Annotated in this window: 26 protein-coding genes; 19 read left to right on the top strand and 7 right to left on the bottom strand. The window is 60.9% G+C overall.

The genetic code is table 11. From position 1 onward, the window contains the following. The first annotated feature begins 44 nt into the window (after positions 1-44). Entirely contained in the window at positions 45-1610 is a 1566-nt protein-coding gene (locus AO692_RS15310; RefSeq protein WP_054310914.1) for an amidase family protein, read from the top strand. A gap of 164 nt (positions 1611-1774) precedes the next feature. After that, entirely contained in the window at positions 1775-2569 is a 795-nt protein-coding gene (locus AO692_RS15305) for a YdcF family protein (protein WP_054310913.1), read from the top strand. Between the two features lie 89 nt (positions 2570-2658). Here the strand turns inward: AO692_RS15305 and AO692_RS15300 are convergent, their stop codons facing one another. Further along, on the bottom strand, positions 2659-3369 hold the full coding sequence (locus AO692_RS15300) for a DUF599 family protein (RefSeq protein WP_054310912.1): 711 nt from the start codon (positions 3367-3369) through the stop codon (positions 2659-2661). 175 nt (positions 3370-3544) lie between these two features. Here AO692_RS15300 and AO692_RS15295 point away from each other — a divergent pair, with 175 nt between their 5' ends. From AO692_RS15295 to AO692_RS15285, 3 genes are all read left to right on the top strand, one after another. Beyond that, positions 3545-4948 carry an L-serine ammonia-lyase gene (locus AO692_RS15295; protein WP_054310911.1) on the top strand — a complete coding sequence of 468 codons (1404 nt, stop codon included), beginning with the start codon at positions 3545-3547 and terminating at the stop codon, positions 4946-4948. Positions 4949-5021: 73 nt separating this feature from the next. Continuing rightward, positions 5022-5459 (top strand): DUF1489 family protein, encoded by a 438-nt coding sequence (locus AO692_RS15290; RefSeq protein WP_054310910.1) that lies wholly within the window; start codon positions 5022-5024, stop codon positions 5457-5459. Positions 5460-5559: 100 nt separating this feature from the next. Further along, the gene (locus AO692_RS15285; RefSeq protein ID WP_054310909.1) at positions 5560-6255 is read left to right on the top strand and encodes a DnaJ domain-containing protein; all 696 of its coding nucleotides are present in this window, start codon (positions 5560-5562) and stop codon (positions 6253-6255) included. Positions 6256-6292: 37 nt separating this feature from the next. Here the strand turns inward: AO692_RS15285 and AO692_RS15280 are convergent, their stop codons facing one another. Further along, a complete protein-coding gene (locus tag AO692_RS15280; RefSeq protein WP_054310908.1) occupies positions 6293-7738 on the bottom strand; it encodes a D-alanyl-D-alanine carboxypeptidase in 1446 nt (481 codons plus the stop codon). Positions 7739-7998: 260 nt separating this feature from the next. On the opposite strand from AO692_RS15280, the gene AO692_RS15275 reads away from it, so the two are divergent. The 6 genes from AO692_RS15275 to AO692_RS15250 all read left to right on the top strand — a co-directional run bounded on the left by AO692_RS15275 (position 7999) and on the right by AO692_RS15250 (position 13353). Beyond that, complete coding sequence (locus AO692_RS15275) at positions 7999-8328, top strand: phasin family protein (RefSeq protein ID WP_054310907.1); 330 nt, start codon at positions 7999-8001, stop codon at positions 8326-8328. Between the two features lie 267 nt (positions 8329-8595). Next, positions 8596-8922, top strand: coding sequence for an ATP-dependent Clp protease adapter ClpS (clpS, locus tag AO692_RS15270; protein ID WP_054310906.1), 327 nt, complete (start codon positions 8596-8598; stop codon positions 8920-8922). Between the two features lie 6 nt (positions 8923-8928). Then, positions 8929-11394 carry an ATP-dependent Clp protease ATP-binding subunit ClpA gene (clpA, locus tag AO692_RS15265; RefSeq protein WP_054310905.1) on the top strand — a complete coding sequence of 822 codons (2466 nt, stop codon included), beginning with the start codon at positions 8929-8931 and terminating at the stop codon, positions 11392-11394. Between the two features lie 76 nt (positions 11395-11470). After that, a complete protein-coding gene (locus AO692_RS15260; RefSeq protein WP_054310904.1) occupies positions 11471-12100 on the top strand; it encodes a chloramphenicol phosphotransferase in 630 nt (209 codons plus the stop codon). A gap of 168 nt (positions 12101-12268) precedes the next feature. Beyond that, on the top strand, positions 12269-13006 hold the full coding sequence (locus AO692_RS15255; protein WP_054310903.1) for an AzlC family ABC transporter permease: 738 nt from the start codon (positions 12269-12271) through the stop codon (positions 13004-13006). Continuing rightward, complete coding sequence (locus AO692_RS15250; RefSeq protein WP_054311214.1) at positions 13003-13353, top strand: AzlD domain-containing protein; 351 nt, start codon at positions 13003-13005, stop codon at positions 13351-13353. The genes AO692_RS15255 and AO692_RS15250 overlap by 4 nt, the downstream gene beginning before the upstream one ends. A gap of 11 nt (positions 13354-13364) precedes the next feature. On the opposite strand, the gene AO692_RS15245 is transcribed toward AO692_RS15250, so the two are convergent. Then, a complete protein-coding gene (locus AO692_RS15245) occupies positions 13365-13787 on the bottom strand; it encodes an HIT family protein (RefSeq protein WP_054310902.1) in 423 nt (140 codons plus the stop codon). Between the two features lie 75 nt (positions 13788-13862). Here AO692_RS15245 and AO692_RS15240 point away from each other — a divergent pair, with 75 nt between their 5' ends. Next, positions 13863-14198, top strand: a complete 336-nt coding sequence (locus tag AO692_RS15240; protein ID WP_054310901.1) for a multidrug efflux SMR transporter — start codon at positions 13863-13865, stop codon at positions 14196-14198. On the opposite strand, the gene AO692_RS15235 is transcribed toward AO692_RS15240, so the two are convergent. The 3 genes from AO692_RS15235 to AO692_RS15225 are packed head-to-tail and all read right to left on the bottom strand — an operon-like array spanning position 14167 to position 16668. After that, positions 14167-15420 (bottom strand): GNAT family N-acetyltransferase, encoded by a 1254-nt coding sequence (locus tag AO692_RS15235; RefSeq protein ID WP_054310900.1) that lies wholly within the window; start codon positions 15418-15420, stop codon positions 14167-14169. The genes AO692_RS15240 and AO692_RS15235 overlap by 32 nt on opposite strands. 42 nt (positions 15421-15462) lie before the next feature. Further along, complete coding sequence (locus AO692_RS15230; RefSeq protein ID WP_054310899.1) at positions 15463-16191, bottom strand: glycerophosphodiester phosphodiesterase; 729 nt, start codon at positions 16189-16191, stop codon at positions 15463-15465. A 12-nt stretch (positions 16192-16203) separates the two neighbouring features. Then, entirely contained in the window at positions 16204-16668 is a 465-nt protein-coding gene (locus tag AO692_RS15225) for a RidA family protein (RefSeq protein ID WP_054310898.1), read from the bottom strand. Between the two features lie 136 nt (positions 16669-16804). Between AO692_RS15225 and AO692_RS15220 the strand changes: the two genes are divergently transcribed. The 5 genes from AO692_RS15220 to tsf all read left to right on the top strand — a co-directional run bounded on the left by AO692_RS15220 (position 16805) and on the right by tsf (position 20597). Beyond that, a complete protein-coding gene (locus AO692_RS15220; protein ID WP_054310897.1) occupies positions 16805-17638 on the top strand; it encodes a cell envelope integrity EipB family protein in 834 nt (277 codons plus the stop codon). Positions 17639-17657: 19 nt separating this feature from the next. Then, positions 17658-17936, top strand: coding sequence for a DUF4031 domain-containing protein (locus AO692_RS15215; RefSeq protein WP_054310896.1), 279 nt, complete (start codon positions 17658-17660; stop codon positions 17934-17936). Further along, entirely contained in the window at positions 17933-18544 is a 612-nt protein-coding gene (locus AO692_RS15210) for a LysE family translocator (protein WP_054310895.1), read from the top strand. Before AO692_RS15215 ends, AO692_RS15210 begins: the two co-directional genes overlap by 4 nt. Positions 18545-18753: 209 nt before the next feature. Further along, positions 18754-19557 carry a 30S ribosomal protein S2 gene (gene rpsB, locus AO692_RS15205; protein ID WP_054310894.1) on the top strand — a complete coding sequence of 268 codons (804 nt, stop codon included), beginning with the start codon at positions 18754-18756 and terminating at the stop codon, positions 19555-19557. 119 nt (positions 19558-19676) lie between these two features. Further along, on the top strand, positions 19677-20597 hold the full coding sequence (gene tsf, locus AO692_RS15200) for a translation elongation factor Ts (RefSeq protein ID WP_054310893.1): 921 nt from the start codon (positions 19677-19679) through the stop codon (positions 20595-20597). A gap of 17 nt (positions 20598-20614) precedes the next feature. Here tsf and AO692_RS15195 read toward each other — a convergent pair whose 3' ends face one another. Next, complete coding sequence (locus AO692_RS15195; protein ID WP_054310892.1) at positions 20615-21544, bottom strand: LysR family transcriptional regulator; 930 nt, start codon at positions 21542-21544, stop codon at positions 20615-20617. A gap of 97 nt (positions 21545-21641) precedes the next feature. On the opposite strand from AO692_RS15195, the gene AO692_RS15190 reads away from it, so the two are divergent. Together AO692_RS15190 and AO692_RS15185 are read left to right on the top strand one after the other, a co-directional pair. Next, positions 21642-22373: an SDR family oxidoreductase gene (locus tag AO692_RS15190; protein WP_054311213.1), complete on the top strand. Its 732-nt coding sequence runs from the start codon at positions 21642-21644 to the stop codon at positions 22371-22373. Between the two features lie 53 nt (positions 22374-22426). Beyond that, complete coding sequence (locus AO692_RS15185) at positions 22427-22966, top strand: nuclear transport factor 2 family protein (RefSeq protein WP_054310891.1); 540 nt, start codon at positions 22427-22429, stop codon at positions 22964-22966. The last annotated feature ends 22 nt before the right edge of the window (positions 22967-22988 follow it).

Below are 22988 nucleotides of genomic sequence, written 5' to 3'. Positions count from 1 at the left end.
CCCGTTTCCGGCCGTCCGCGATTTTACGAAAAGAAGCTTGCCTGATGAGCGACCTGACCAGACTGACCATTGCCGAAGCGCGCGCGAAGCTGCGGGCCAGGGAGATTTCCGCAGCGGAGATCACCGACGCCTATCTTGCGGCGATCGATCAGGCCAATCCGCTGCTCAACGCCTATGTGGCGGTGACGCACGACAAGGCGCGCGATATGGCCAAGGCTTCCGATTCCAGGCTCGCCAAGGGCGAGGGTGGTGAGCTGGAAGGCATTCCACTCGGCATCAAGGATCTGTTCGCCACCGAAGGCTTACACACGCAGGCTTGCAGCCACGTGCTTGACGGTTTCAAGCCGCGCTATGAATCCACCGTGACAAGCAATCTGTGGGCCGATGGCGCCGTCATGCTCGGCAAACTCAACATGGACGAGTTCGCCATGGGCTCTTCCAACGAGACCTCTTACTACGGTCCGGTGGTCAATCCCTGGCGCCGCTCGCGCGTGCAGACCACTGTCAAACCGACTTTCCATGACGGCAGCGCCGGCTTCGTGAAGCCGGGCGGCGTCGACGAAAACCGTACCTACGACAACATGCAACTGGTCCCTGGCGGTTCTTCCGGTGGTTCGGCGGCGGCGGTTTCCGCCTTTCTGTGTGCTGGCGCCACCGCTACCGATACCGGGGGCTCGATCCGTCAGCCGGCCGCCTTTACCGGCACGGTCGGTATCAAGCCGACCTATGGTCGAGTGTCGCGTTGGGGCGTCGTAGCCTTTGCATCATCGCTCGATCAGGCCGGGCCGATCGCACGCGACGTCCGTGATGCTGCCATCCTGTTGAAATCCATGGCATCGGTCGACGCCAAGGACACCACCTCCGTCGATCGCCCGGTGCCGGACTATGAGGCCGTGCTTGGCCGTCCGATCAAGGGCATGAAGGTGGGCATTCCGCGGGAATACCGCGTTGACGGCATGCCGGAGGAGATCGAGGCGCTCTGGCAGCAGGGTATCGCCTGGCTGAAGGACGCGGGTGCCGAAATCGTCGATATCTCGCTGCCGCACACCAAATACGCGCTGCCAGCCTACTATATCGTGGCGCCAGCCGAAGCCTCATCGAACCTCGCCCGCTATGATGGCGTGCGCTATGGTCTGCGCGTGCCCGGCAAGGACATCGTCGACATGTATGAGAAGACCCGTGCCGCCGGTTTCGGCCGCGAGGTCAAACGCCGCATCATGATCGGCACCTATGTGCTTTCGGCCGGCTACTACGACGCCTACTATCTGCAGGCACAGAAGGTGCGCACGCTCATCAAGAAGGACTTCGAGGACGTGTTCGCCGCGGGTGTCGACGTGATCCTGACGCCGGCCACGCCGTCGGCCGCTTTCGGCGTCGCGGACCAGGATATGGCTGCCGACCCGGTCAAGATGTATCTCAACGACGTTTTCACGGTAACTGTGAACATGGCTGGCCTGCCCGGCATTTCCGTGCCGGCCGGCCTCGATTCGCACGGCCTGCCACTCGGACTGCAGCTCATCGGCCGACCTTTCGACGAAGAGACGCTGTTCCAGACCGCGCATGTCATCGAGAAGGCGGCCGGTCGCTTCGAGGCCAATCAGTGGTGGTAAGCCAACTGCGTTTCCATTCCTCGGCTTGATTCCGAGACGGGAACAGTCCGCGTTCCGCAGTTTTGCCGGAATCCCGATGGACCACTGTCGCGGGCCGAGGACGAATCTTCGGCGTCTCGAAGGAGGATTGGGATTCAACCTTCGGGCATGACTGGGGCTGTCAGATGTTCTTCTTTCTTTCCAAAGTCTTCTGGTTCTTCGTTCAACCACTCAACCTGGCGATCTTCCTGTTGCTCGCCGGTCTGCTCGCTGGTTTCTTCGGCCGCCGCAGGCTGCTCAAGGCCGGTGCTTTTTTCGCGGCCCTTCTCCTGGTTCTCTCGGTGTGGACGTCGTTCGGCGCGATGATCATGACGCCGCTGGAGGAGCGCTACCAGCGTCCGGCTGCACCTCAGCAGATCGACGGCATCGTCGTGCTTGGCGGCGGCATGGAAGGCGCGATCAATCTGGCGCGTGGTGGCTACGAGCTCAGCACGGCCGGTGACCGTTTTGTCGAGACCGCGATCCTGGCCAGACGCTATCCCGAAGCCAGAGTGGTGGTTTCGGGCGGCGCCGGGGAGTTGATCCTCGAGGGGGAAGGCGATGCCGTCACCGCACAGCGATTGCTGACGGCGCTTGGCGTTGCGCCGGAGCGGTTGGTGCTGGAGAGCGAATCCCGCAACACCTATGAGAATGCCGTCTTCACGCGCAAGCTGGTGACGCCAAAACCGGGCGAAATATGGCTTCTGGTGACATCGGCATTCCACATGCCGCGTTCCAAGGCCCTGTTCGACAAGGCCGGTTTCCAAACCGTGCCCTGGCCTGTCGACTATCGCACGTCCGGCCGGGAAGGCATCGGTCTTTTCACGGACAATCCGGTCGATTCATTGCAGACGACGACCATGGCCATCAAGGAATGGATCGGCCTGTTCGTTTATTGGATGACGGGCAAGATCGATCGGCTTTACCCCGGTCCCGCCTAGAGCAATTCCAGAAAAAGTGCGTAACGGTTTTCCGTCCGGAATTTTGCAAAACAAAGAATTAGAGCGTTTCCGTGGATAGTGGAAACGCCCTAGGGCCGATCGGCCTCGACCAGTACCGCGGCGCGTGCGTTGGAGAAAAACTGGCGCCGTACCAGCACGGCGAGCAGGATCAGCGTCGTGACGGCGAATATGCCGGCATTCATGAACCAGCCCAGATAGGCGAGCGAGAAAAAGATGCCGCGCAGGCCGGCATTGAAGTGTTTGCCGGCCAGTATGTTCATTTTCGCGGCACGGGTGATTGCCGCCTCCGTTTCGTGAGGGGCTACGATTCCTTCCTGTGTCGTCGGCACAGCGCCGATCAGGATGGAGCAGTAGTTGAATAGCCGGTACGACCAGCCGAATTTAAAAAAGGCGTAGGCCAGCAGCACGATCAGGCCGAGGATCTTGGCTTCGAATACTCCCTGTGGCGGCGTGCCGACAAAAGGCAATATCGAAACCACCGCCAGCACATGGTTCGATGCGCCAAGCAGCGCGAAGCAGCCACCGATGGCGAAGATCGAACTGGACGCGAAGAAGGCGGTGCCTTGCTGCAGGCCGATCATGATCGACGTGTCGATCATGCGCAGCTCGCGCTTGGCCATGGTGCGCATCCAGGCTTCGCGCTGTGCGTTCATAGCGGTGGTCAGGGAAATGCGGTGGAAAAGCTTGCCGTCTGCGGCCAGCGCAAAAAAGACCCAGACGCCGAGGAAAAAAGCCACCGCCAGCAGGTCGTTCAGCGAAAATAGAAAAGAATCGCTCATGGACACTATTTAATACATAGAACGCTACGGAATGCCTTATCCCGCCGACGGTCGTAAGCCGATGTCGCTTGCAGCGAAACGGACGTCGGGGCGGCGTCTAGCATCCGATGACGAATGGCGAAATGATCGACTGGATTGCGCTACCCATCCGGGAGCGCCTGAGGAGCTTGGAAGCGTGTTTCTTTCGGTTTTCGACCTGTTCAAGATCGGCATCGGGCCATCGAGTTCGCATACGATGGGGCCGATGACGGCGGCAGCGCGTTTCCTGGAGGAGCTCGAGGGTAACGATTGGCCACGCCCCGTCGGCGTACAGGTGGAACGGATCGCCGCCAGCCTGCACGGATCTCTCGCCTATACCGGCATCGGACATGGCACTGACCGTGCTGTCATTCTGGGCCTGGCTGGTGAAATTCCGCAGACTGTCGATCCGGACAAGGCGGAAGGCATCGTGGCGGCGGTGACGGCGCAGAAGCGCATTTCGCCGCCTGGGCGATCGTCCTATCGCTTCGATCCGGCCAAGGATCTCGTGCTCGACAAGAAGACCCCACTGACCGGTCATGCCAACGGCATGGCTTTTTACGCTTACGATGCGGCTGATCGCCTGCTCCTGAAGCGTATCTACTATTCGATCGGTGGCGGCTTCGTCGTTTCGGACGAAGAACTGCAGCGCATGAAGGCGAAAGGCACGGTCACGACGGAAGGCAAAAAAGTGCCGTATCCGTTCAAGAATGCCGTGGAGATGCTGAAAATGGCCGAGAAAAGCGGCCTTTCGATCGCCGAGATGAAGCGGATCAACGAAGAAACACACATGTCGCGCGAGAAGCTCGATGACGGGCTCGACGCAGTGTGGGATGCCATGCGCGGCTGTATCGAACGCGGCCTGACCCAGGAAGGCATCATGCCGGGTGGGCTAAAGGTACGCAGGCGGGCGCGCCAGCTGCACGACAAGCTGCAGGAGCAATGGCAGCAGAACCGGCCGAACCCATTGCTCGCCAATGACTGGCTGTCGATCTACGCCATGGCTGTGAACGAGGAAAACGCCGCCGGCGGTCGCGTTGTCACCGCGCCGACCAACGGTGCAGCCGGCACGCTTCCGGCGGTGCTTCGCTACTGGCTCCACTTCCATCCCGAGGCCGATCAGGCGTCGATCCGGGACTTCCTGCTTACCGCGGCCGCTGTCGGTGGCATCATCAAGTCGAATGCATCCATTTCCGGGGCCGAAGTCGGCTGCCAGGGTGAGGTGGGGTCGGCCTCGGCAATGGCGGCGGCCGGGCTCTGCGCCGTCATGGGCGGCACGCCGGAGCAGGTGGAAAATGCCGCGGAGATCGCGCTGGAGCACCATCTCGGCATGACCTGCGATCCCATAGCGGGGCTCGTCCAGGTGCCTTGCATCGAACGCAACGCGCTCGGCGCCGTGAAGGCGGTGACGGCGGCCTCGCTCGCCATCAAGGGCGACGGCAAACATTTCGTGCCATTGGACGCAGCCATCGAGACAATGCGTCAGACCGGGCTCGACATGAGCGAGAAATACAAGGAGACCAGCCTTGGCGGTCTCGCCGTCAATGTAGTGGAGTGTTGAGCAGGCTCCTCTGGCATTGTGGAGAAGTCACGGAGGCCGTTGACCCGCGCTGCTGGCGTACTACCTTCCAGCCATGGCTCTCAATCTCATCAAACTGTGCGTCGGCTGTGACAGCGTCGAGGATCTCGAGGAATGGATCGCGGATCGGCTCGATGACAAACGCCGGGCCGGCGAGCCGGTTGAGCAGTATCACACCACGCGCATGGTGCCGACGAGGGGCCCCGAAATCGTCGATGGCGGCTCACTTTACTGGGTGATCAAGGGCAGCGTGCAGTGCCGACAACTGATCACCGAGATCAGGCCCTTCACCGACAACGAGGGCATCGGACGCTGTCATCTGGTCCTCGATCCGGTCGTGGTCCGCACCGAATGGCAGCCGCGACGCGCGTTCCAGGGGTGGCGTTACCTGAAACCTTCCGATGCGCCGGTCGATCTCGGCAAGGGCAGGGTGGGTTGGGCTGAAATGCCCTCCAAGCTGCGACAAGAACTCGCGGAACTCGGCCTACTCTGAACTTGTTGAAGATGGAAGATCGCCTCGGGCCGGTGACTTGCCGGCGTATTGGTGTCCCGAGAGGATCGCGGTAGACTTTGTCAAACCGGGATGATCGGCCATGGGTATTGTGATCATCGTTGCTGCAATCGCGCTCGGCCTCGCTGGAGCGGCAGCGCTTTTTCTGCGTGCCGATCCCAAGGCGTTGGCCAGTAATGCGCGCCTGGCCTTGCCGGTAGGTCTCGGAACTGCCGGTATCGCGATCCTGGCCGCTGGACGCGCCGGATTTGGCCTGCTCGCGCTTGCCGCCGCCGGCTCGCTCTACATGCTGTTTCGCAGGGAACGCCCGGTGGGCACACTGATCACGCGCCATTCCCTGGTGCGTACGGCTGCCCTGGAAATGGAGCTCGATCATGACACCGGCCGGCTCGAAGGGCTGGTGTTGGCAGGTCTCAGCGAGGGAAAGATGCTCGGGGCGATGAGCCTGACGGATCTCGGGCTACTCTACCAGGAACTGGCGGTCGATCCCGACAGCCGGCAGTTGCTAGAGACGTATCTTGACGGCCGTTTTCCCACCTGGCGCCTCGACACGCAGACGTATCGTGGCGAGAGGCTGGGTGTTGCGCCAGGTCCTGGCGCCATGACTAAGGAGGAGGCCTACAAGATCCTTGGTCTTGAAACGGGCGCCGCCGCGACGGATGTCCGCAAGGCGCACCGCCGCTTGATGCAACGCTTGCACCCCGATGTCGGAAACGCGTCGTTCCTGGCGGCGCGGATCAACGAAGCCAAGGACGTCCTGCTCTCCAATCACCATTGACCTCCTTCGATAAGATACGTTTCCGGGAGAAATCCGTTCACTGCTGCACGGCGTAGCAGGAGATGCTCTTCCGCTTCAGCGCGTTGCAGGCCTTCCACGCCGCTTCCTTGGTCTCGAAACCGAAGCGGGCGCGATAATAGGTGGTGCCGTCCTTGTCGAAGGCGACGGTAAAGCCGGAAGCCTTGGCCAGTACACGGCCGGCCTGTTTGGCGACCTTGTCCAGCTGAGCCTTGGCATCAGCTTCACGCGGTGCCGAGGCGATCTGAACAGCCCAGCCGCCCGAAGCGGCGGAATTCGTGGAGGTCGACGCCGTCATCATGCGGTCGATCGGAGTTTCTTCGACGGGTGCGTAGGCCTGGACGACCGGAAGCTCGGCCGGGATTGCCATTTCAGCAGCCGATGCCGTCACGGGAGCTGCCGCCGCGATTACTTTCTTGGTCTTGCGAGACGGCTTGGCCGGCTCAACCACCGCGTCCTCGGCCGCAACTTCAACGGCAGCAGTCTCGTCGGCGGAAGCAACGAGGATCTCCGGTTTCTCGTCGGGAGTCGGCGCATTCTTCTTGGGCAGGAAGACGTTGGCGATCGCCGCCACGGCCGTGTCGCCCGAGGCCCGCGCGACGAGCGGGCCGGAGCCGCGAGTCGAGGTCTGCGGCATATAGGTCTGAATCAGCGAAGCCATCTGCTTGTCGCGGGAACCGCCTGAAGAACCGCCCATCACCACGGCGACGAGCTTACGGTTGCCGTCAGCGACCGAGGAAACCAGGTTGAAGCCGGACGCACGGGTGTAACCGGTCTTGATGCCGTCGACACCCTTGATGCGGCCGAGCAGACGGTTGTGGCCGTTGATCTGACGCTTGCCATACGCAAATGAGCGCGTGGAGAAGTAACCATAATATTGCGGGTAATGCTCGCGCAGCGCCATGCCGAGCACCGCCATGTCATGTGCGGTGGTGAACTGGCCCGGGTCCGGCAAGCCGTTGGCATTGCGGAACACCGTGCTTTTCATGCCCAAAGCACGCGCCTTGGATGTCATCATCCGAGCAAAATTCGCTTCTGAGCCACCAAGCATTTCGGCGAGCGCAGTCGAGGAATCATTGGCGGATTTGGTCACCATCGAGAGGATCGCGGTTTCGACCGTGACGGCGCCGCCCTTGCGCACGCCGAGCTTCGTCGGCGGTTCGGCTGCGGCCTTGGCCGAGAAGACGACTGGGGTGTTCTTGGCGATGCGACCCTGCGCGAGCGCCTCGAAGGTCAGGTACAACGTCATCATCTTGGTCAATGACGCCGGATAGCGACGCGCATTGGCGTCCTTCGCGTAAAGCGTCTTGCCTGTCTTGGCATCGACGACGATTGCCGAGGAGGGCGCCGCCATCGCGGACACGACGTCGGTCACCGCGAATGTCAGCGCGAGCGAAGCGACCATGGAAGTTTTGAGGAGAGAAGAAACCGACTTGGACACGATGCCTGTTAACGCCTGACGCACTGCTGCTTCCTTTGAATTTTGCTTGCACCCCGGGGAGTCGGCAAAGGTCCGGCCCCGCATTTGGCCAACCTACTTTAACGCTCGTTACCAATCCGTTTATGGTAACCGCCTCGTTCACCATTTTGGCTGCAGTTGAGGCTAGCTTTATTCGAATCTTAGGGACTGAAGGGGCATTCGCGCGGGAATTGACTTTTTGTGCATCGCAACATACATCTTATGCATCGCACAAATCAGCCGATCCGTACGAAAAGGAATGCCAGATGAGCCAGACCTACGAGGATTTCAGCAAATACGGCAAGGAATTCGCCGACACCGGCTTGAAGAGCTTTGCTTCGCTTTCCAAGGGTGTGCAGACGATCGCCAGCGAGGCGACCGAATACACCAAGAAGAGCTTCGAGAACGGCGCAGCCTATTTCGAAAAGCTTTTGTCGGCCAAGTCTCTGGAAAACGCGGTTGAACTCCAGAGCGACTACGCCAAGCAGGCGTACGAGGCTTTCGTGGCCGAGGCTACCAAGATCAGTGAACTGTATGCCGATCTCGCCAAGGACGCCTACAAGCCGTTCGAATCGCTGACTGCCAAGGCGAAGTAAGCTTCATTTTCTGCCAGTTTGCGGGTTTCCGACCCGCCCAACGAGCCCGGTTGCGCTTGCGCAGCCGGGTTTTTTCGTATCCGCCGGTGTGACACCTTCACGTTTGCGAAAAACGGCACTGAATGAGGACCTAGCCATATTGTCAGCTAACCAGAAGGGCTTAAAATCCTGCATCGATACCCTACATGTCGGGTTCTGATGGGGATTCGATCCAGAAGGCAGGAATACGTGACCACCGGTAAGACTGCCACGACAGACGTGGCGCGAATGCAGAACGGCGGCGACGGTAATGGCACCGGTCGCGGAACGGCCGTCATCACGCGCACGAAAACCAAGACAAAGAAACCGAGCCTCTACCGGGTTCTGATCCTCAATGACGACTACACCCCGATGGAATTCGTGGTTCACGTGCTGGAGCGTTTTTTCCAGAAGGACCGCGAAGCCGCCACACGCATCATGCTTCATGTCCACAATCACGGTGTGGGCGAGTGCGGGGTCTACACCTACGAAGTGGCCGAGACCAAAGTGTCTCAGGTCATGGATTTCGCCCGACAGAACCAACATCCGCTGCAATGCGTGATGGAGAAGAAGTGAGGTAACATGCCGGCTTTCTCCCAGGGCCTGGAAAAGGCGCTTCATCAGGCGCTGACCTTCGCCAACGAACGTCACCACGAATATGCGACGCTCGAACATCTTCTGCTGGCCCTGATCGACGACAATGAGGCGGCAGCGGTGATGCGCGCCTGCAATGTCGATCTGGACGAGTTGAAGCAGACCGTTCTGACTTATATCGATACCGAGCTCGACAATCTCGTCACCGGTTACGATGAGGATTCCAAGCCGACGGCGGGTTTTCAACGCGTCATCCAGCGTGCCGTGATCCATGTGCAATCATCGGGCCGTGAGGAAGTCTCCGGCGCCAATGTGCTCGTGGCCATCTTCGCGGAACGCGAGAGCCACGCTGCCTATTTCCTGCAGGAACAGCAGATGACCCGTTACGATGCGGTCAACTACATCTCGCACGGTATCGCCAAGCGCCCTGGCTCATCGGAAAGCCGGTCGCCGCGTGGCGCCGAGGACGAGCAGAGCGGCACTAATGGTGCCGAGCAGCAGGAAGAGGGTGGCAAGAAGAAGCAGCAGGACGCGCTGACTGCCTACTGTGTCAACCTCAACAACAAAGCCAAGGCAGGCCGCATCGATCCGCTGATCGGCCGTGCGTCTGAAATCAACCGCACCATCCAGGTGCTGTGCCGCCGTTCCAAGAACAATCCGCTCTACGTCGGTGACCCTGGCGTCGGCAAGACGGCGATCGCCGAAGGCCTCGCCAAGCGCATCGTCGAAGGTGACGTGCCGGAAGTGCTGTCGGATGCCACTATCTTCGCACTCGACATGGGCACGCTGCTGGCCGGAACGCGCTATCGCGGCGATTTCGAGGAGCGTCTGAAGCAGGTCGTCAAGGAGCTTGAGGACTATCCGGGCGCCATCCTGTTCATCGACGAGATCCATACGGTGATCGGTGCCGGCGCCACCTCGGGTGGTGCCATGGATGCTTCGAACCTGCTCAAGCCTGCGCTGTCGTCCGGAGCGATTCGTTGCATCGGCTCAACGACTTACAAGGAATTCCGCCAGTTCTTCGAGAAGGATCGCGCGCTCGTTCGCCGGTTCCAGAAGATCGACGTCAACGAGCCGACGGTCGAGGATGCCATCGAGATCATGAAGGGTCTGAAGCCCTATTTCGAGGAATTCCACAAGGTCAAGTACACGACCGATGCGATCAAGGCTTCGGTCGAGCTTTCGGCTCGCTACATCAACGACCGCAAGCTGCCGGACAAGGCGATCGACGTGATCGACGAAACCGGCGCCTCACAGATGTTGCTGCCCGAAGGCAAGCGCAAGAAGACGATCGGAATCAAGGAGATCGAGGCGACCATCGCCACCATGGCACGTATCCCGCCGAAGACGGTTTCCGCCGACGATGAGAAGGTGCTTGCCGGACTCGATGTCGAATTGAAGCGTGTCGTCTATGGTCAGGATACGGCGATCACCGCGCTCACTTCAGCGATCAAGCTGGCGCGTGCCGGCCTGCGCGAACCGGAGAAGCCGATCGGCTCCTACCTGTTCTCGGGTCCGACCGGCGTCGGCAAGACCGAAGTGGCCAAGCAGCTCGCCGCCTCGCTCGGCGTCGAACTGCTGCGCTTCGACATGTCGGAATATATGGAGCGCCATACGGTCTCGCGGTTGATCGGCGCGCCTCCGGGTTATGTCGGCTTCGATCAGGGCGGCCTGCTCACCGACGGCGTCGACCAGCATCCGCACTGCGTGCTGCTGCTCGATGAAGTGGAAAAGGCGCACCCGGACCTGTTCAACATCCTGTTGCAGGTGATGGACCACGGCAAGCTGACCGACCACAACGGCAAGCAGATCGACTTCCGCAACGTGATCCTGATCATGACAACGAACGCAGGCGCGGCGGATGCGCAGCGCGCGGCGATCGGCTTCGGCTCGACCAAACGTGAAGGCGACGACGTCGAGGCGATCAACCGGCTGTTCACACCGGAATTCCGTAACCGTCTCGATGCCATCATCCCGTTCGGCTCGCTGCCCGTACCTGTGGTGCATCAGGTGGTGCAGAAGTTCGTCATGCAGCTGGAGGCGCAGCTTTCAGAGCGTGGGGTCACTTTCGATCTGTCGCCGGAAGCGATCGCCTGGCTGGCCGACAAGGGCTATGACGAGCGCATGGGCGCGCGCCCGCTTGGCCGTATCATCCAGGAACACATCAAGAAGCCGCTGGCAGACGAGGTGTTGTTCGGCAAGTTGAAACACGGTGGTACGGTGCGCGTCAGCGTCGAGAAGAAGGAGACCGGCGAGGCTGGGCTCAAGCTGGAAACGCTGGCCGACGAGACACCGGTGAAGCCGAAAAAGGAACCGGAAGAGAACGCGCCGAAGCCACGCAAGGCGGCGGCCAAGAAGGCCACCGTCAAGAAGGCTGTCGCTTCCAAGCAGGTGCCTAAGGGCAAGGACGGCGGCAAGCGCAGCCTGGTGCCGCAACTGCCGCGCAAGAACTGACGGCTGTCGCTGGTGAACCGCCGACAAAAAAGCCCCGGCGAAGGGGCTTTTTCATTTGTAGCGGAGGCGAAAGACCATGGGTTTGGGTCGGATCGTTATCTTGAACGGCGCCCCACGATCGGGAAAGTCGAGCATCGTGCGGGCGGTTCAGGAAATTTTCGATGGCGCCTGGATGAATCTTGGCGTCGATGTCTATGAGCCTGTCACGCCGCTGCGCTATCGCCCTGGCATCGGTCTCAGACCCGGCGGCGAACGTCCGGATCTGGAGACGATGGTTCCGACATTCTATGCGGCGCTGTACGAAACAATCGCCGCGCACAGCCGGCTGGGCTTGAACGTTGTGGCCGACATCGGACATCACGCCTCTTACTCCAAATCGTTGAATATCCTCCCCGATTGCGCACGGCGCCTCGAAGGACTGCCGGTTCTGTTCGTCGGCGTCAGATGCCCGTTGGAGGAAATCATGAGACGTCGCGGTCTTTCTGAGCCGGGTCGGGAAGGCCGGTATCTCAGCGGCACCGTCGACGATCCTTTTCCGCTTCCGGTACGGCGATGGCAGCAGGAAGTGCACGAGCCGGGAATCTACGACCTGGAAGTCGACACATCGGCGCTTACGCCCGGGGAATGCGCCCAAGTGATCCGTGAGCGGCTGGACCGGAACTCACGCCGGCCAAATGCGTTCGAGAAGCTCGCGGCAAAAGCGTAGCAAACGCGAAGAGCCCACGGGTCGGCTATCGGTCCGCCGGCCTGCTTTGCCGAATGCAAAAATATTGACGCTACGCGCGTGCTTACAGGATTTCCTGGATCAACGGAAAGGCGGCATGCACCTTTCGCCGTGGTCGCATCACAGGGCAGCCCATGCTATGGCCGAGGCATGTCGACCTCGATCTCCGACACGACGCTGCCCCGTTCGATCTGGTTCCTGCGCGGCGTTCGCGCTGCTTTTTCCCTTCCTGGGTTGATCCTTGTCAGCTCTTTCGTCGGCTTCGCCGCATTGGCGAAAGATGCCGGAGTCACGGTGGCGCAGGCTGCCTTCATGACGGGCATTGTCTGGGCACTGCCATCGATGGTCGTGCTCGTGGGCGCCATCGTATCGGGAGTGGCGTTGCCAGCCGCAATGTTTGCTGTGACGCTGTCGGCCATCCGCCTGATGCCGATGGTGATGGCGCTCGTGCCCGAGATGCGCGCCGACAGAACCCGGCCGTGGGTACTCTATCTGCTCTCGCATTTCGTGGCCGTGACCTCCTGGGTGCTGGCCATGGAACGCCTGAAGCACATTCCACGCGATAAGCGTACGATCTTTTATGCCGGCCTCGGTGGCATGCTGGTGACGGCGAACATCATTGTCGTCGTCACCTTCTACGCGGTGGCGGATGCGCTGCCTTTCGCCATTTCGGCGGCGTTGCTGATGCTGACGCCGATGTATTTCCTGACCTCGCTATGGGGTTCTGCCCGCGAGCGGGCAGGGCACATGGCGATGGCTTTCGGCGTTGGTCTCGGGCCGCTCTTTCACGTGTTGCTGCCGCAATTCGATCTCTTGGCGGCCGGACTGGTCGGCGGCACGGCAGCCTATGGGTGGCACCTGTGGCGCCGCCGGGTGCACGCGGCATGAGCTATTTTTCCAGCGGCACTTGGTGGTGGCCCTATCTGTTCATTCTTGCAGCCGGTTTCGCCGCCACCGATGTCTGGCGCTTCCTCGGTGTCTATCTCGGCGGCAAGCTTTCCGAAGACTCCGACCTTCTGGTGCTGGTCCGCACCATGGCGACGGCCCTTGTCGCGGCCGTCATCGGCAATCTGATCGTCTTTCCCGGTGGCGCGCTCGCGCACACCTCGCTTGTCTTGCGTATCGCTGCAGCAGCCTTGGGATTCGCTGCCTATCTGGTGTCGGGCAAGCGCATGGTCGCTGGCATCGTTGTGGCTGAACTTCTGCTGGTGGCGGGGCTCTATCTGAGGCTTTGATTCGGGCCGGTTCAGCTGGCCAGCGCTGCCTTGATCTTGTCGGCATTCGCGGCGAGCACGTCAGGCTTTTCCATCTCGCCACTGTGCGGCTTAAGCGGCACGCCGTCGAAGCGCGGAATGACGTGCACATGCAGGTGGTATACGGTCTGACCCGAGGCCGGCTCATTGAATTGCATGATGGTGACGCCGTCGGCAGCGAAGGCTTTCTTCACGGCTTGCGCGACCTTCTGGACGACGGCAAAAAGCGGCGCGAATGTCGCTGGGTCGGCATCGAGCAGGTTGCGCGATGGCGCACGCGGAACGACCAGGATGTGGCCCTTGCCTTGCGGCATGACATCCATGAAAGCGATCACGGCATCATCTTCATAGACACGGTGCGAGGGAATCTCCCCGCGCAACAACTTGGCGAAGATGTTGGTATCGTCGTAGCTCATGATGTGCCTCTCGTGCTCTCTGGCCGGTCAGGGTATTCATCGCGCAGGTTGCACGAAATCAGGCCCCGGAAAAGCATGTTGCAGAACTATCTCTATCTCATCGTGGCGATCCTGTTCGAGGTGGTTGCGACCACGGCGCTCAAGGAAACGCAAGGATTTACCAGGCTCGGACCATCGCTGGTCTCGGTGGCCGGCTACGCGCTTGCCTTCTATTTCCTGTCGCTGCCGCTGCGCACCATGCCGGTGGGCATCGTCTATGCGCTGTGGTGCGGCGCCGGCATTGTGCTGATCACCGCCATCGGCTGGATCTGGTTTCGCCAGGCGCTCGACATGCCCGCGCTCGTCGGCATGGGGCTGATCATGGCTGGCGTGGTGGTGATCAACCTGTTTTCTCGGACCGTGGTTCACTGAGACAAGGTTCATCGACCGCTGTCTCGCCTTTGCGGAAAGGCGTGTGCTCGGCGAGATAGTCACTCATCGACGCCACTTCGCGGCGTTCGCGTACGAGATAATCGGCGACGGCGCGCCTGAGGCCGGGGTGTGCGATGTAGTGTGCCGAATGCACCGTTACTGGCCGATAGCCGCGCGCCAGCTTGTGGTCACCCTGGGCGCCAGCCTCCACGACCCGTAATTTCCTCTCGATCGCAAAATCGATGGCCTGATGGTAGCAGACTTCGAAATGCAGGAAGGGATGGTCCTCGATGCAGCCCCAATTGCGGCCATAGAGCGTATCGGAGCCGATGAAGTTGATAGCGCCGGCAATGTAGCGGCCGTTGCGTTTGGCCATGACGAGCAGGATGTCGTTGGCCATGCGCTCGCCAATCAGCGAAAAGAAGCGGCGGTTAAGATAGGGCCGACCCCATTTGCGGCTGCCGGTATCCATGTAGAAGGCGAAGAAATCGTCCCAGACTCGCTCGGTGATGTCCTTGCCCGTCAACCGCTCGATGGTGATGCCGGCACCAAGCGCTTCGCGACGCTCCTTCTTCAGCGCCTTGCGCTTGCGGGATGCCAGCGTAGCCAGGAAATCATCATAGTTGCCATAGGCTTCGTTGAAAAAGTGAAACTGCTGATCGGTGCGGTGCAGGAAACCGGCAGCTTCGAGCGTGGCGATATCATCCTCATCTGCGAAGGTGACGTGCGATGACGATACGCCGAGCCGCTCGGTGACGAGTTTCAGTCCCGCAGCCAGCGCCGCTTTCACGGTGCCGGCATCTTCGCCGTTCGAGACGAGCAGGCGAGGGCCTGTGGCGGGCGTGAACGGAACCGAACATTGCAGCTTGGGATAATAGCGGCCGCCGGCGCGCTCGAAAGCGTCAGCCCAACCGTGGTCGAAAACATATTCGCCCTGGCTGTGTGATTTTACATAGCAGGGAACGGCGCCGAGCAGCCTGCCGTCGGCCGCTTCGAGCCTGAGATGATGACCCTGCCAGCCGGTACGCGAAACGGCACAGTTGGACTCTTCCAGAGAGCTCAGAAAATCAAATGAAACGAACGGGTTGTAGTCAGTTTCCGATGCTCTTGTCGTGCCGGCAAGACCATCCCATTCCTCACGGGTGAAGGCGTCGATGCTGGCGGCTATGCGCACGGCATAGCCTGCCCCTTCCAGTTCCCTCACATCGTCGCCCTGGTCCATGGCCTGTTACTTATGGTCCTTTGGAGCGCGTGCAAGATGGTGTCAGGCGACACGTACGGGATCAGGCTCGAATCCTTCGAATGTCATCTGGTCGGCATATTTGAAGGTGAGGTCGATTGCCGGTTGGTCGCGGATGGTCCAGGTGATGACCGGCATGCCGAGCTTTTCCCGTACGAAGGAGACGAAGCGGTTGGGCAGGTCGCCGGCGGCATAGGAGGTAAAGACAATGCCGTGCGCCAGCATGGAAAAATGCGCCTCGGTCTCGTGGTTTCCTGTGCCATAGGCGGTCAAGCCGCCGGGAATACCGGGCGCCTCTGTCTCGAATTCACGGATCAGCCAGTGATCGAACGACATGATGGCAACCTGGCCTTCGTAGCGCCTGAGCAGACGCCCGACTGCCTTGACCAGCCCGGCGTCATGTCCAGGCGTGCCCTTGATCTCGATGACGAGCGGAACGCGCCCGTCAACGAGGTCAAGCAATTCACGCAGCGTTGGCGGATGGTCGTCAGTGCCGCCGACACGCAGTTGCGCCATCTCCGCAGCCGTCCGCTGCCAAACGAAACCCTCGGTGCCGGTCAGCCGGCGCAGATCGTCATCATGGATGACGATCGGCACTCCGTCGGCGGAAAGATGCACGTCGCACTCGATGGCATAGCCACGCTCGATCGCAGCGGAGAATGCGGAAAGCGTGTTCTCCCAACACTTGTCGTTGAGATCATGAAAGCCGCGATGCGCGATCGGTCGGGCGGTCAACCAGGAAATGTCGGTCATGACGGGGTCGGCCTATTCGACTTCCAGGATCGCTTCGATTTCGACGGGGGCATTAAGCGGCAGCGACGCACTGCCGACTGCGGAGCGAGCATGCTTGCCTTTTTCACCGAGCGCGGTCGCCAGCAGATCGGAAGCGCCGTTGGCGACAAGGTGCTGTTCAACGAAGTTGGGCGCCGAGGCGACGAATACAGTGATCTTGACGACGCGGCGGATCTTTTCGAGGTCGCCGAGTGCGGCCTTGGCCTGTGCGAGGATGTTGACCGCGCAATATTTCGCGGCTTCCTGACCAGCGGCAACGTCGACATCGCGGCCGAGGAGGCCGGTAGCGGTAAGCTTGCCATCCTTCAATGGCAACTGACCGGAGGTCAGCAGAAGATTGCCGCTGCGGGCAAACGGAACATAATTGGCGACTGGCACTGCGGGCACCGGCAAGGTGATGCCGATCTCGCTTAGCCGCTTTTCGATTGTTTCGCCCATGGTAATTCCCTATTGCTTGAAGGTGTTGCGTCGGTTGGGTCGAAACTGCATTGTTTGACACGCTTCCGCCACGACTTTTTGTGATGTGGATCATCTTTTGCGGTTCGACTGACAGCCGCGACCACCGGAGCTGCCCATGCGCGTGACGCGCCTTATCGCCAGTGCTTTTCTGCTCTCTACCGCTCTGCCCGCCGCTTCTGCATTTGCTGCGCCGCTGCTGCAGCCGCACCGAGCCGTCTATGACCTCGCCTTGGACAAAGCTTCCGATCGGTCCGGCATCACCGGCCTTTCGGGGCGCATGGTCTACGAATTCAACGGCTCGCCTTGCGAGGGCTATACGGTCAAGTTCCGGTTCGTGACTCAGATCGCGACAAACGACAACAACACGCGCCTTACAGACCAGCAGACGACGACCTTCGAGGACGCTCAGGGCAAGACCTTTTCCTTCGTGACGAAATCCTTCGTCGACCAGTCGATGGACAAGGAAGTGAAGGGCACTGCAACCAAGGAGCCCAAGGATCTCAAGGTCGAATTGGACAAGCCGGACAAGAAAACGCTGGAGCTGACATCAACCCAGTTCCCGACCCAGCATCTGGTGGAACTGATCGGCAAGGCCGAGAAGGGCGAGACCTTCTACGAAACCAGCCTGTATGATGGCTCCGACACTGCCGACAAGGTGATGACCACAACCGTGGTGGTCGGAAAGCCGGCGCCGGCGGCGAAGGACGATCCCGAGTTTTCGGCGCTCGCCAAGTTCAGCAAGGACAAATACTGGCCGGTCGACATCGCCTATTTCGACCAGACCGACAAGGTGGATGGCGAAGAACTGCCGTCCTACCGCATCTCCTTCAAGTTGCACGAGAACGGTCTGACGCGGGATCTCACCATGGACTACGGCGATTTCTCGATGACCGGCAAACTGGTCAATCTCTCTCTGTTCGACACGCCGCAGAAGCCCTGCAAGCAATAGCGGCGCTGCTTCCTGTTCCATGGCGGTCTATGTCGATGCGGCGATCTGGAAATGGGCTGGCCACCGCTGGTGCCATCTGCTCGCCGACGACGTCGATGAATTGCACGGTTTCGCAGCTCGGCTCGCCGTGAAGCGTTCTTCCTATCAGGGGCCGCCGAAGACATCGGCGCCGCATTACGATATTACCGGATTCGAGCGCGATCGTGCGGTGCGGCTTGGCGCCATCGAATGCAGCCGCGAAGAAATCGTCGCCGTGTTCCGGCGTGTTCGGGTCAAGAACGGGAAGGTGAGGACATGACGCTGACGGCCTTCCTTGCCTATTCAACGGCGGTTGTTCTGGCGGCGATGACACCAGGGCCTGCGATGTTCGCCGTGATCACCAATGGCGTGTCACGCGGTTTCGCACGCGCCTTCATGGCTGGTCTCGGCGTCGCGGCGGGCGACGCAGTGCTGGTTACGCTGGCGCTGCTCGGGCTTGTCACTCTGGTGCAGACTTTCGAATGGATCTTCCTGATCCTGAAATATGCCGGCGCGGCATATCTGATCTATCTCGGCGTCAAGATGTGGCGCTCCGCTGCGGCCAGTGCAGAAGAGGGCAGCAAGGGTGAAAGCAGGTTCGCCCGTTCCTTTGTGCTCGGTGCGTCGATCGCGCTCGGCAATCCCAAGGCGATCCTGTTTCACGCCTCGATCATGCCGCTGATCCTCGATCTCAATGCCATGACCTTCGCTGATGGCGTCGTGGTGGTCGCGGTCGTGGTTTCGGCCAATATCCTGACCATGGGTTTCTACGCGGCATTGTCGGGCCGCGCCTCACGCTGGTTCCGCGTACCCTCGCGCATGCGACTGATGAACCGCGTGGCCGGAGGCGCCATGATCGGTACAGGCGCCTTCATCGCCGCGCGGTAGCGGGCGAATAGCCAGAAGGCTTGCTTTTGCGCTGCAACACGGTTATAGGCGCGACCATTCCACACACGGGCTTTGGTGTCTGTCCGGGAGAAATCCGGCTGAAACCTCCGGTGGCGGCTCAGGCAAACCCCGAAAAGCAATGCGCTTTCGATCCGGTTTTCCAGAAACCGTCAAATGCCCGTGGAGGTCAACCGGAAAGGAACTAGACAATGGCTCTGCCAGATTTCAGCATGCGCCAGCTTCTCGAAGCTGGTTCACACTTCGGCCACCAGACTCACCGCTGGAACCCGAAGATGGCGCCCTACATCTACGGCGCCCGCAACAACATCCACATCATCGACTTGTCGCAGACGGTTCCGCTGCTGCACCAGGCATTGAAGCAGGTTTCCGATACCGTTGCCCGTGGCGGCCGCGTGCTTTTCGTTGGCACCAAGCGTCAGGCCTCCGACATCGTCGCCGATGCCGCGCAGCGTTCGGCACAGTACTACGTCAATTCGCGTTGGCTCGGCGGCATGCTGACCAACTGGAAGACGATTTCGAATTCGATCCAGCGCCTGCGCAAGCTCGATGAGCTGCTTTCCGGTGGCGAGGCCCAGGGCTTCACCAAGAAGGAGCGCCTGAACCTGGACCGCGAGCGCGAGAAGCTGAACAAGGCTCTCGGCGGCATCAAGGACATGGGCTCGACACCGGACCTGATGTTCGTGATCGATACCAACAAGGAAGCGAACGCTATTCTCGAGGCCAAGCGCCTCGGTATTCCGGTCGTCGCCATCATCGATTCGAACTGCGATCCGGACAAGATCGACTTCCCGATTCCGGGCAACGATGACGCCGCCCGCGCTATCCAGCTCTATTGCGACCTGATCGCCAAGGCCGCCATCGACGGCATCGCCCGTCAGCAGGGCGCTCTGGGTGTCGACATCGGCGCCGCCGCTGAAGCACCGAGTGAGCCCGTTCTCAGCGAAACCCCGACCGCCAGCGAGACACCGGCCGGCGAGACCCCGCAGGCATAAGGGCGAAGGCCGCTTCAGGCCTTCATCAATTTCATATCTTGGCGCGCTAAGCGCCTGAACGCGGCGCATCATCGAAGACTCGATGGTGCGCCAGCCTATTGCGAAACAAAGAGGCGACAATGAGCATTTCAGCAGCACAGGTCAAAGAACTGCGCGACCTCACCGGCGCGGGCATGATGGACTGCAAGGCGGCCCTGGCCGAAACCAATGGCGACATGGAAGCAGCGGTCGACTGGCTGCGTAAGAAGGGTATCGCCAAGGCCGACAAGAAGGCAGGCCGCACCGCCGCCGAAGGTCTGATCGGCGTTGACGCCGGCGTGCGTGAAGCCGCAATCGTCGAAGTCAATTCCGAGACGGATTTCGTGGCCCGCAACGATGCCTTCCAGGAGATCGTCGCCAATGTCGCCAAGGTCGCTCTGGCCTATGGCAAGACCGACGCCGTTGCCGCTGCCAAGTATCCGGGTTCCGACAAGTCTGTTACCGACACCATCAAGGATGCGGTCGGCACCATCGGCGAGAATCTCGGCTTCCGTCGTTCGGACAAGCTGACGGTCTCTGAAGGTGCAGTTGCGACCTATATCCACAATGCGGTTGCCGACAATCTCGGCAAGCTCGGCGTGCTGGTTGCCATCGAGACCGCTGGTGACGCGCACAAGGCCAGCGCCTTCGCGCGCCAGGTCGCGATGCATGTTGCGGCCACCAACCCGCTGTCGCTCGATGTCGACGCGCTGGACCAGGCCGCCGTGGAGCGCGAACGCGCGATCTTCTCCGACCAGGCCCGCGCCTCAGGCAAGCCGGAAAACGTCATCGAAAAGATGATCGAAGGCCGCCTGCGCAAGTTCTACGAGGAAGTCGTGCTCCTGAAGCAGGCCTTCGTGCTGAACCCGGACCTGACCGTCGAGCAGGCACTCAAGGCGGCCGAAAAGGAAATCGGCGCTCCGGCCAAGATCACTGCCTATCTGCGTTTCGCGCTCGGCGAAGGCATCGAGAAGGAAGAGAGCGATTTCGCCGCCGAGGTCGCTGCAGCGGTCAAGAAGTAAAGCTCCAGGCTTATTTTCTAGGTCTTTGATCGGCCGGGTGTCCGCGAGGATGCCCGGCCGATTTCTTGCGCGGTGTCGATGAAGGCGCGCAGTTTCGGCGCCATCGAGGCGCGGCGCGGAAAATAGAGGAAGAGGCCGGGTTCCTCGATAGATGTCTCGGGCAAGACCTCGACCAGCCTTCCGGCAGCGATGTCGGCCTGAAGAAGCGGCTCGAAGGCGTAAGCCAGGCCAATGCCGGCGAGCGCAAGGTCGCGTGCCGACATCGGGTCGCTGACGATTGCGGTGCCGCGTGTCGCAACGCTGATATCCTTGCCATCCTCCAAGAGGTCCCAGCGGTACAACGCGCCAGAGCGCAACAGGCGGTAGCCGATGCAGTTGTGATCGGCGAGATCACCCAGGCTCTTCGGTTTGCCGTTCCGGCCGATATAAGCGGGCGAGGCGACAATGGCGGTGCGGAAGGGCGGTGTCAGGCGCACCGTGACCATGTCCTGCGCGATCATCTCGCCGAGGCGCACGCCGGCATCGAAACCCTCTCCGACGATGTCGGTCAGGCGCTCGTCGGCGAATATCTCGACTGTCACATCTGGATAGCGCTCCGCCATCGCAGTCAGCACCGGTAACAGGGCGAGCGTCAATGCCACGCGAGACGTGTTGAGCCTGAGCAGACCACTGGCGCGGCCCTTCACGGCGCGGATGCGCTCCATGCGCTCGGCAATATCTTCCAGCGCCGGTTCGGCTGTGGCGACCAGGGCCCGTCCTGCTTCCGTCAGCGCGACGGAGCGCGTGGTGCGGGCAAACAGTGGCTGTCCGATCCGTTCCTCGACCAGCCGCACCGCGTGGCTGACCGCCGATGGGCTCATGCCGAGTTCCGCCGCTGCGGGGGCAAAGCCGCCGCGCCGCGCAACGGCGACGATGACGGGCAAATGGCTGAGCAGATCGCGATCCATTCATGAATAATATCGCATAATGATTGCCAATAAGGCGACATTATCAATCGATCTTCGAGTCTCCATCTTGAGCGTCGTCATCAAGCAGGAGCAGCCAATGTCGACGCAATTCCAAGGAAAGACCGCGATCGTGACCGGAAGCTCGCGCGGCATCGGTCGCGCGATCGCGGAACGGCTGGCCGATGGCGGCGCGACGGTCGTCATCAACTATCTCAAGAACGAAAGTCGTGCACGAGAAGTCGTCAACGGTATCGAGGCGAAGGGCGGAAAGGCAAACGCGGTTCGAGCCGATATGTCGAAGCTTGCCGAGATCCGCCGCATGTTCAATGAAGCGGAGGCCGCTTTCGGAAAGCTGGATATCGTCGTGGCGAATGCCGCGACAGCGATCATCAAGCCGCTTATCGACAGCTCGGAGGAAGACTACGACCGGGTGTTCGACACCAACACCAAGGGTGTCTTCTTCATCCTGCAGGAGGCGGCGAAACGGCTGCGCGACGGTGGGCGCATCGTGGTCATCTCGACCGGTGGCACAAAAATGTTCTTTAGCCAGACTTCGCTGTATCTCGGCAGCAAAGGTGCGGTGGAACAGTTCGTGCGGGTGCTGTCGCGCGAATTGGGACCGCGCAACATCACCGTGAACGCTGTTTCGCCGGGCTTTACCGACACCGAGCTCCTGCCGGAGCGGGATCGTGCCGTCGCGGCAGGCATGTCTGCCTTCGACCGCATCGGCAGCCCGAAGGAGGTTGCCGAAGTTGCCGCATTCCTGGCCAGCGACGCGGCGCGCTGGGTGACCGGCCAGAACGTTGGTGCGGGCGGCGGCGTTTTCTGACTTCCCCGATCGACAACGCCAATTGAACGAACGATCCGAATGGAGGAAAGACGATGAACACTTTGACGCGCCTGGCCCTTTATGCGGCCGTGACCGCTGCTCCGGACATGGGCGGTGTTGCAGCAGCCGAAATTTCAAACGCAGATCTGCAAAGGCTTGTAGACGAGCGTGCCTTGATCCGCATCGTCGATCAGATAGACCGCGCCGTGGACGCGCAGGATTGGACACGGGCGCGCGGCTATTTCGCCGAACGGGTGCGGGTCGACTTCAGCTCGTTGAGTGGCCAGCCCGAAACCACGATCCCGGCTGACGACCTGATCGCCGGCTGGGCCGGAAATCTGAAAGGCAACAAGACCAGCCTGCACCTGCGCACCAACCATGACATCGCCATTGATGGCGACCGCGCTTCGGTGAAGTCGAACGGCTACGCCTGGAACCGCATGGAAGGCAATGGTGACCCCCTGTGGGAAGTGTGGGGCACCTACACGGCGGAGATGGCGCGCGGGAGCGGCGGCTGGGAAGTCGACGCCTTTGCCTTCCACAAGACCCATGAGCGCGGCAACGATTGGGTGAAGACCACGCCCGGTCGGTGAACCTTGCCGTTCTCAACGCGAC

It is taken from the genome of Mesorhizobium sp. 1M-11 (assembly GCF_001303895.1).
Lineage (GTDB): Bacteria > Pseudomonadota > Alphaproteobacteria > Rhizobiales > Rhizobiaceae > Mesorhizobium.
Note: the sequence above shows the minus strand (reverse complement) of the source record. Positions and strands in the feature narration are given on the sequence as shown.

Excerpts from the sequence above, each read along its gene's own strand:
- AO692_RS15235 (WP_054310900.1), bottom strand. The coding sequence starts at position 15,420 with ATGGACCAGGGCGACGATGTGAGGGAACTGGAAGGGGCAGGCTATGCC.
- clpA (WP_054310905.1), top strand. The coding sequence starts at position 8,929 with ATGCCGGCTTTCTCCCAGGGCCTGGAAAAGGCGCTTCATCAGGCGCTG.
- AO692_RS15190 (WP_054311213.1), top strand. The coding sequence starts at position 21,642 with ATGTCGACGCAATTCCAAGGAAAGACCGCGATCGTGACCGGAAGCTCG.
- AO692_RS15240 (WP_054310901.1), top strand. The coding sequence starts at position 13,863 with ATGTTGCAGAACTATCTCTATCTCATCGTGGCGATCCTGTTCGAGGTG.
- AO692_RS15185 (WP_054310891.1), top strand. The coding sequence starts at position 22,427 with ATGAACACTTTGACGCGCCTGGCCCTTTATGCGGCCGTGACCGCTGCT.
- AO692_RS15210 (WP_054310895.1), top strand. The coding sequence starts at position 17,933 with ATGACGCTGACGGCCTTCCTTGCCTATTCAACGGCGGTTGTTCTGGCG.
- AO692_RS15260 (WP_054310904.1), top strand. The coding sequence starts at position 11,471 with ATGGGTTTGGGTCGGATCGTTATCTTGAACGGCGCCCCACGATCGGGA.
- AO692_RS15245 (WP_054310902.1), bottom strand. The coding sequence starts at position 13,787 with ATGAGCTACGACGATACCAACATCTTCGCCAAGTTGTTGCGCGGGGAG.
- AO692_RS15215 (WP_054310896.1), top strand. The coding sequence starts at position 17,658 with ATGGCGGTCTATGTCGATGCGGCGATCTGGAAATGGGCTGGCCACCGC.
- AO692_RS15230 (WP_054310899.1), bottom strand. The coding sequence starts at position 16,191 with ATGACCGACATTTCCTGGTTGACCGCCCGACCGATCGCGCATCGCGGC.
- AO692_RS15300 (WP_054310912.1), bottom strand. The coding sequence starts at position 3,369 with ATGAGCGATTCTTTTCTATTTTCGCTGAACGACCTGCTGGCGGTGGCT.
- AO692_RS15310 (WP_054310914.1), top strand. The coding sequence starts at position 45 with ATGAGCGACCTGACCAGACTGACCATTGCCGAAGCGCGCGCGAAGCTG.
- AO692_RS15195 (WP_054310892.1), bottom strand. The coding sequence starts at position 21,544 with ATGGATCGCGATCTGCTCAGCCATTTGCCCGTCATCGTCGCCGTTGCG.
- AO692_RS15285 (WP_054310909.1), top strand. The coding sequence starts at position 5,560 with ATGGGTATTGTGATCATCGTTGCTGCAATCGCGCTCGGCCTCGCTGGA.
- rpsB (WP_054310894.1), top strand. The coding sequence starts at position 18,754 with ATGGCTCTGCCAGATTTCAGCATGCGCCAGCTTCTCGAAGCTGGTTCA.
- AO692_RS15305 (WP_054310913.1), top strand. The coding sequence starts at position 1,775 with ATGTTCTTCTTTCTTTCCAAAGTCTTCTGGTTCTTCGTTCAACCACTC.
- tsf (WP_054310893.1), top strand. The coding sequence starts at position 19,677 with ATGAGCATTTCAGCAGCACAGGTCAAAGAACTGCGCGACCTCACCGGC.
- AO692_RS15255 (WP_054310903.1), top strand. The coding sequence starts at position 12,269 with ATGTCGACCTCGATCTCCGACACGACGCTGCCCCGTTCGATCTGGTTC.
- AO692_RS15225 (WP_054310898.1), bottom strand. The coding sequence starts at position 16,668 with ATGGGCGAAACAATCGAAAAGCGGCTAAGCGAGATCGGCATCACCTTG.
- clpS (WP_054310906.1), top strand. The coding sequence starts at position 8,596 with ATGCAGAACGGCGGCGACGGTAATGGCACCGGTCGCGGAACGGCCGTC.
- AO692_RS15290 (WP_054310910.1), top strand. The coding sequence starts at position 5,022 with ATGGCTCTCAATCTCATCAAACTGTGCGTCGGCTGTGACAGCGTCGAG.
- AO692_RS15220 (WP_054310897.1), top strand. The coding sequence starts at position 16,805 with ATGCGCGTGACGCGCCTTATCGCCAGTGCTTTTCTGCTCTCTACCGCT.
- AO692_RS15250 (WP_054311214.1), top strand. The coding sequence starts at position 13,003 with ATGAGCTATTTTTCCAGCGGCACTTGGTGGTGGCCCTATCTGTTCATT.
- AO692_RS15275 (WP_054310907.1), top strand. The coding sequence starts at position 7,999 with ATGAGCCAGACCTACGAGGATTTCAGCAAATACGGCAAGGAATTCGCC.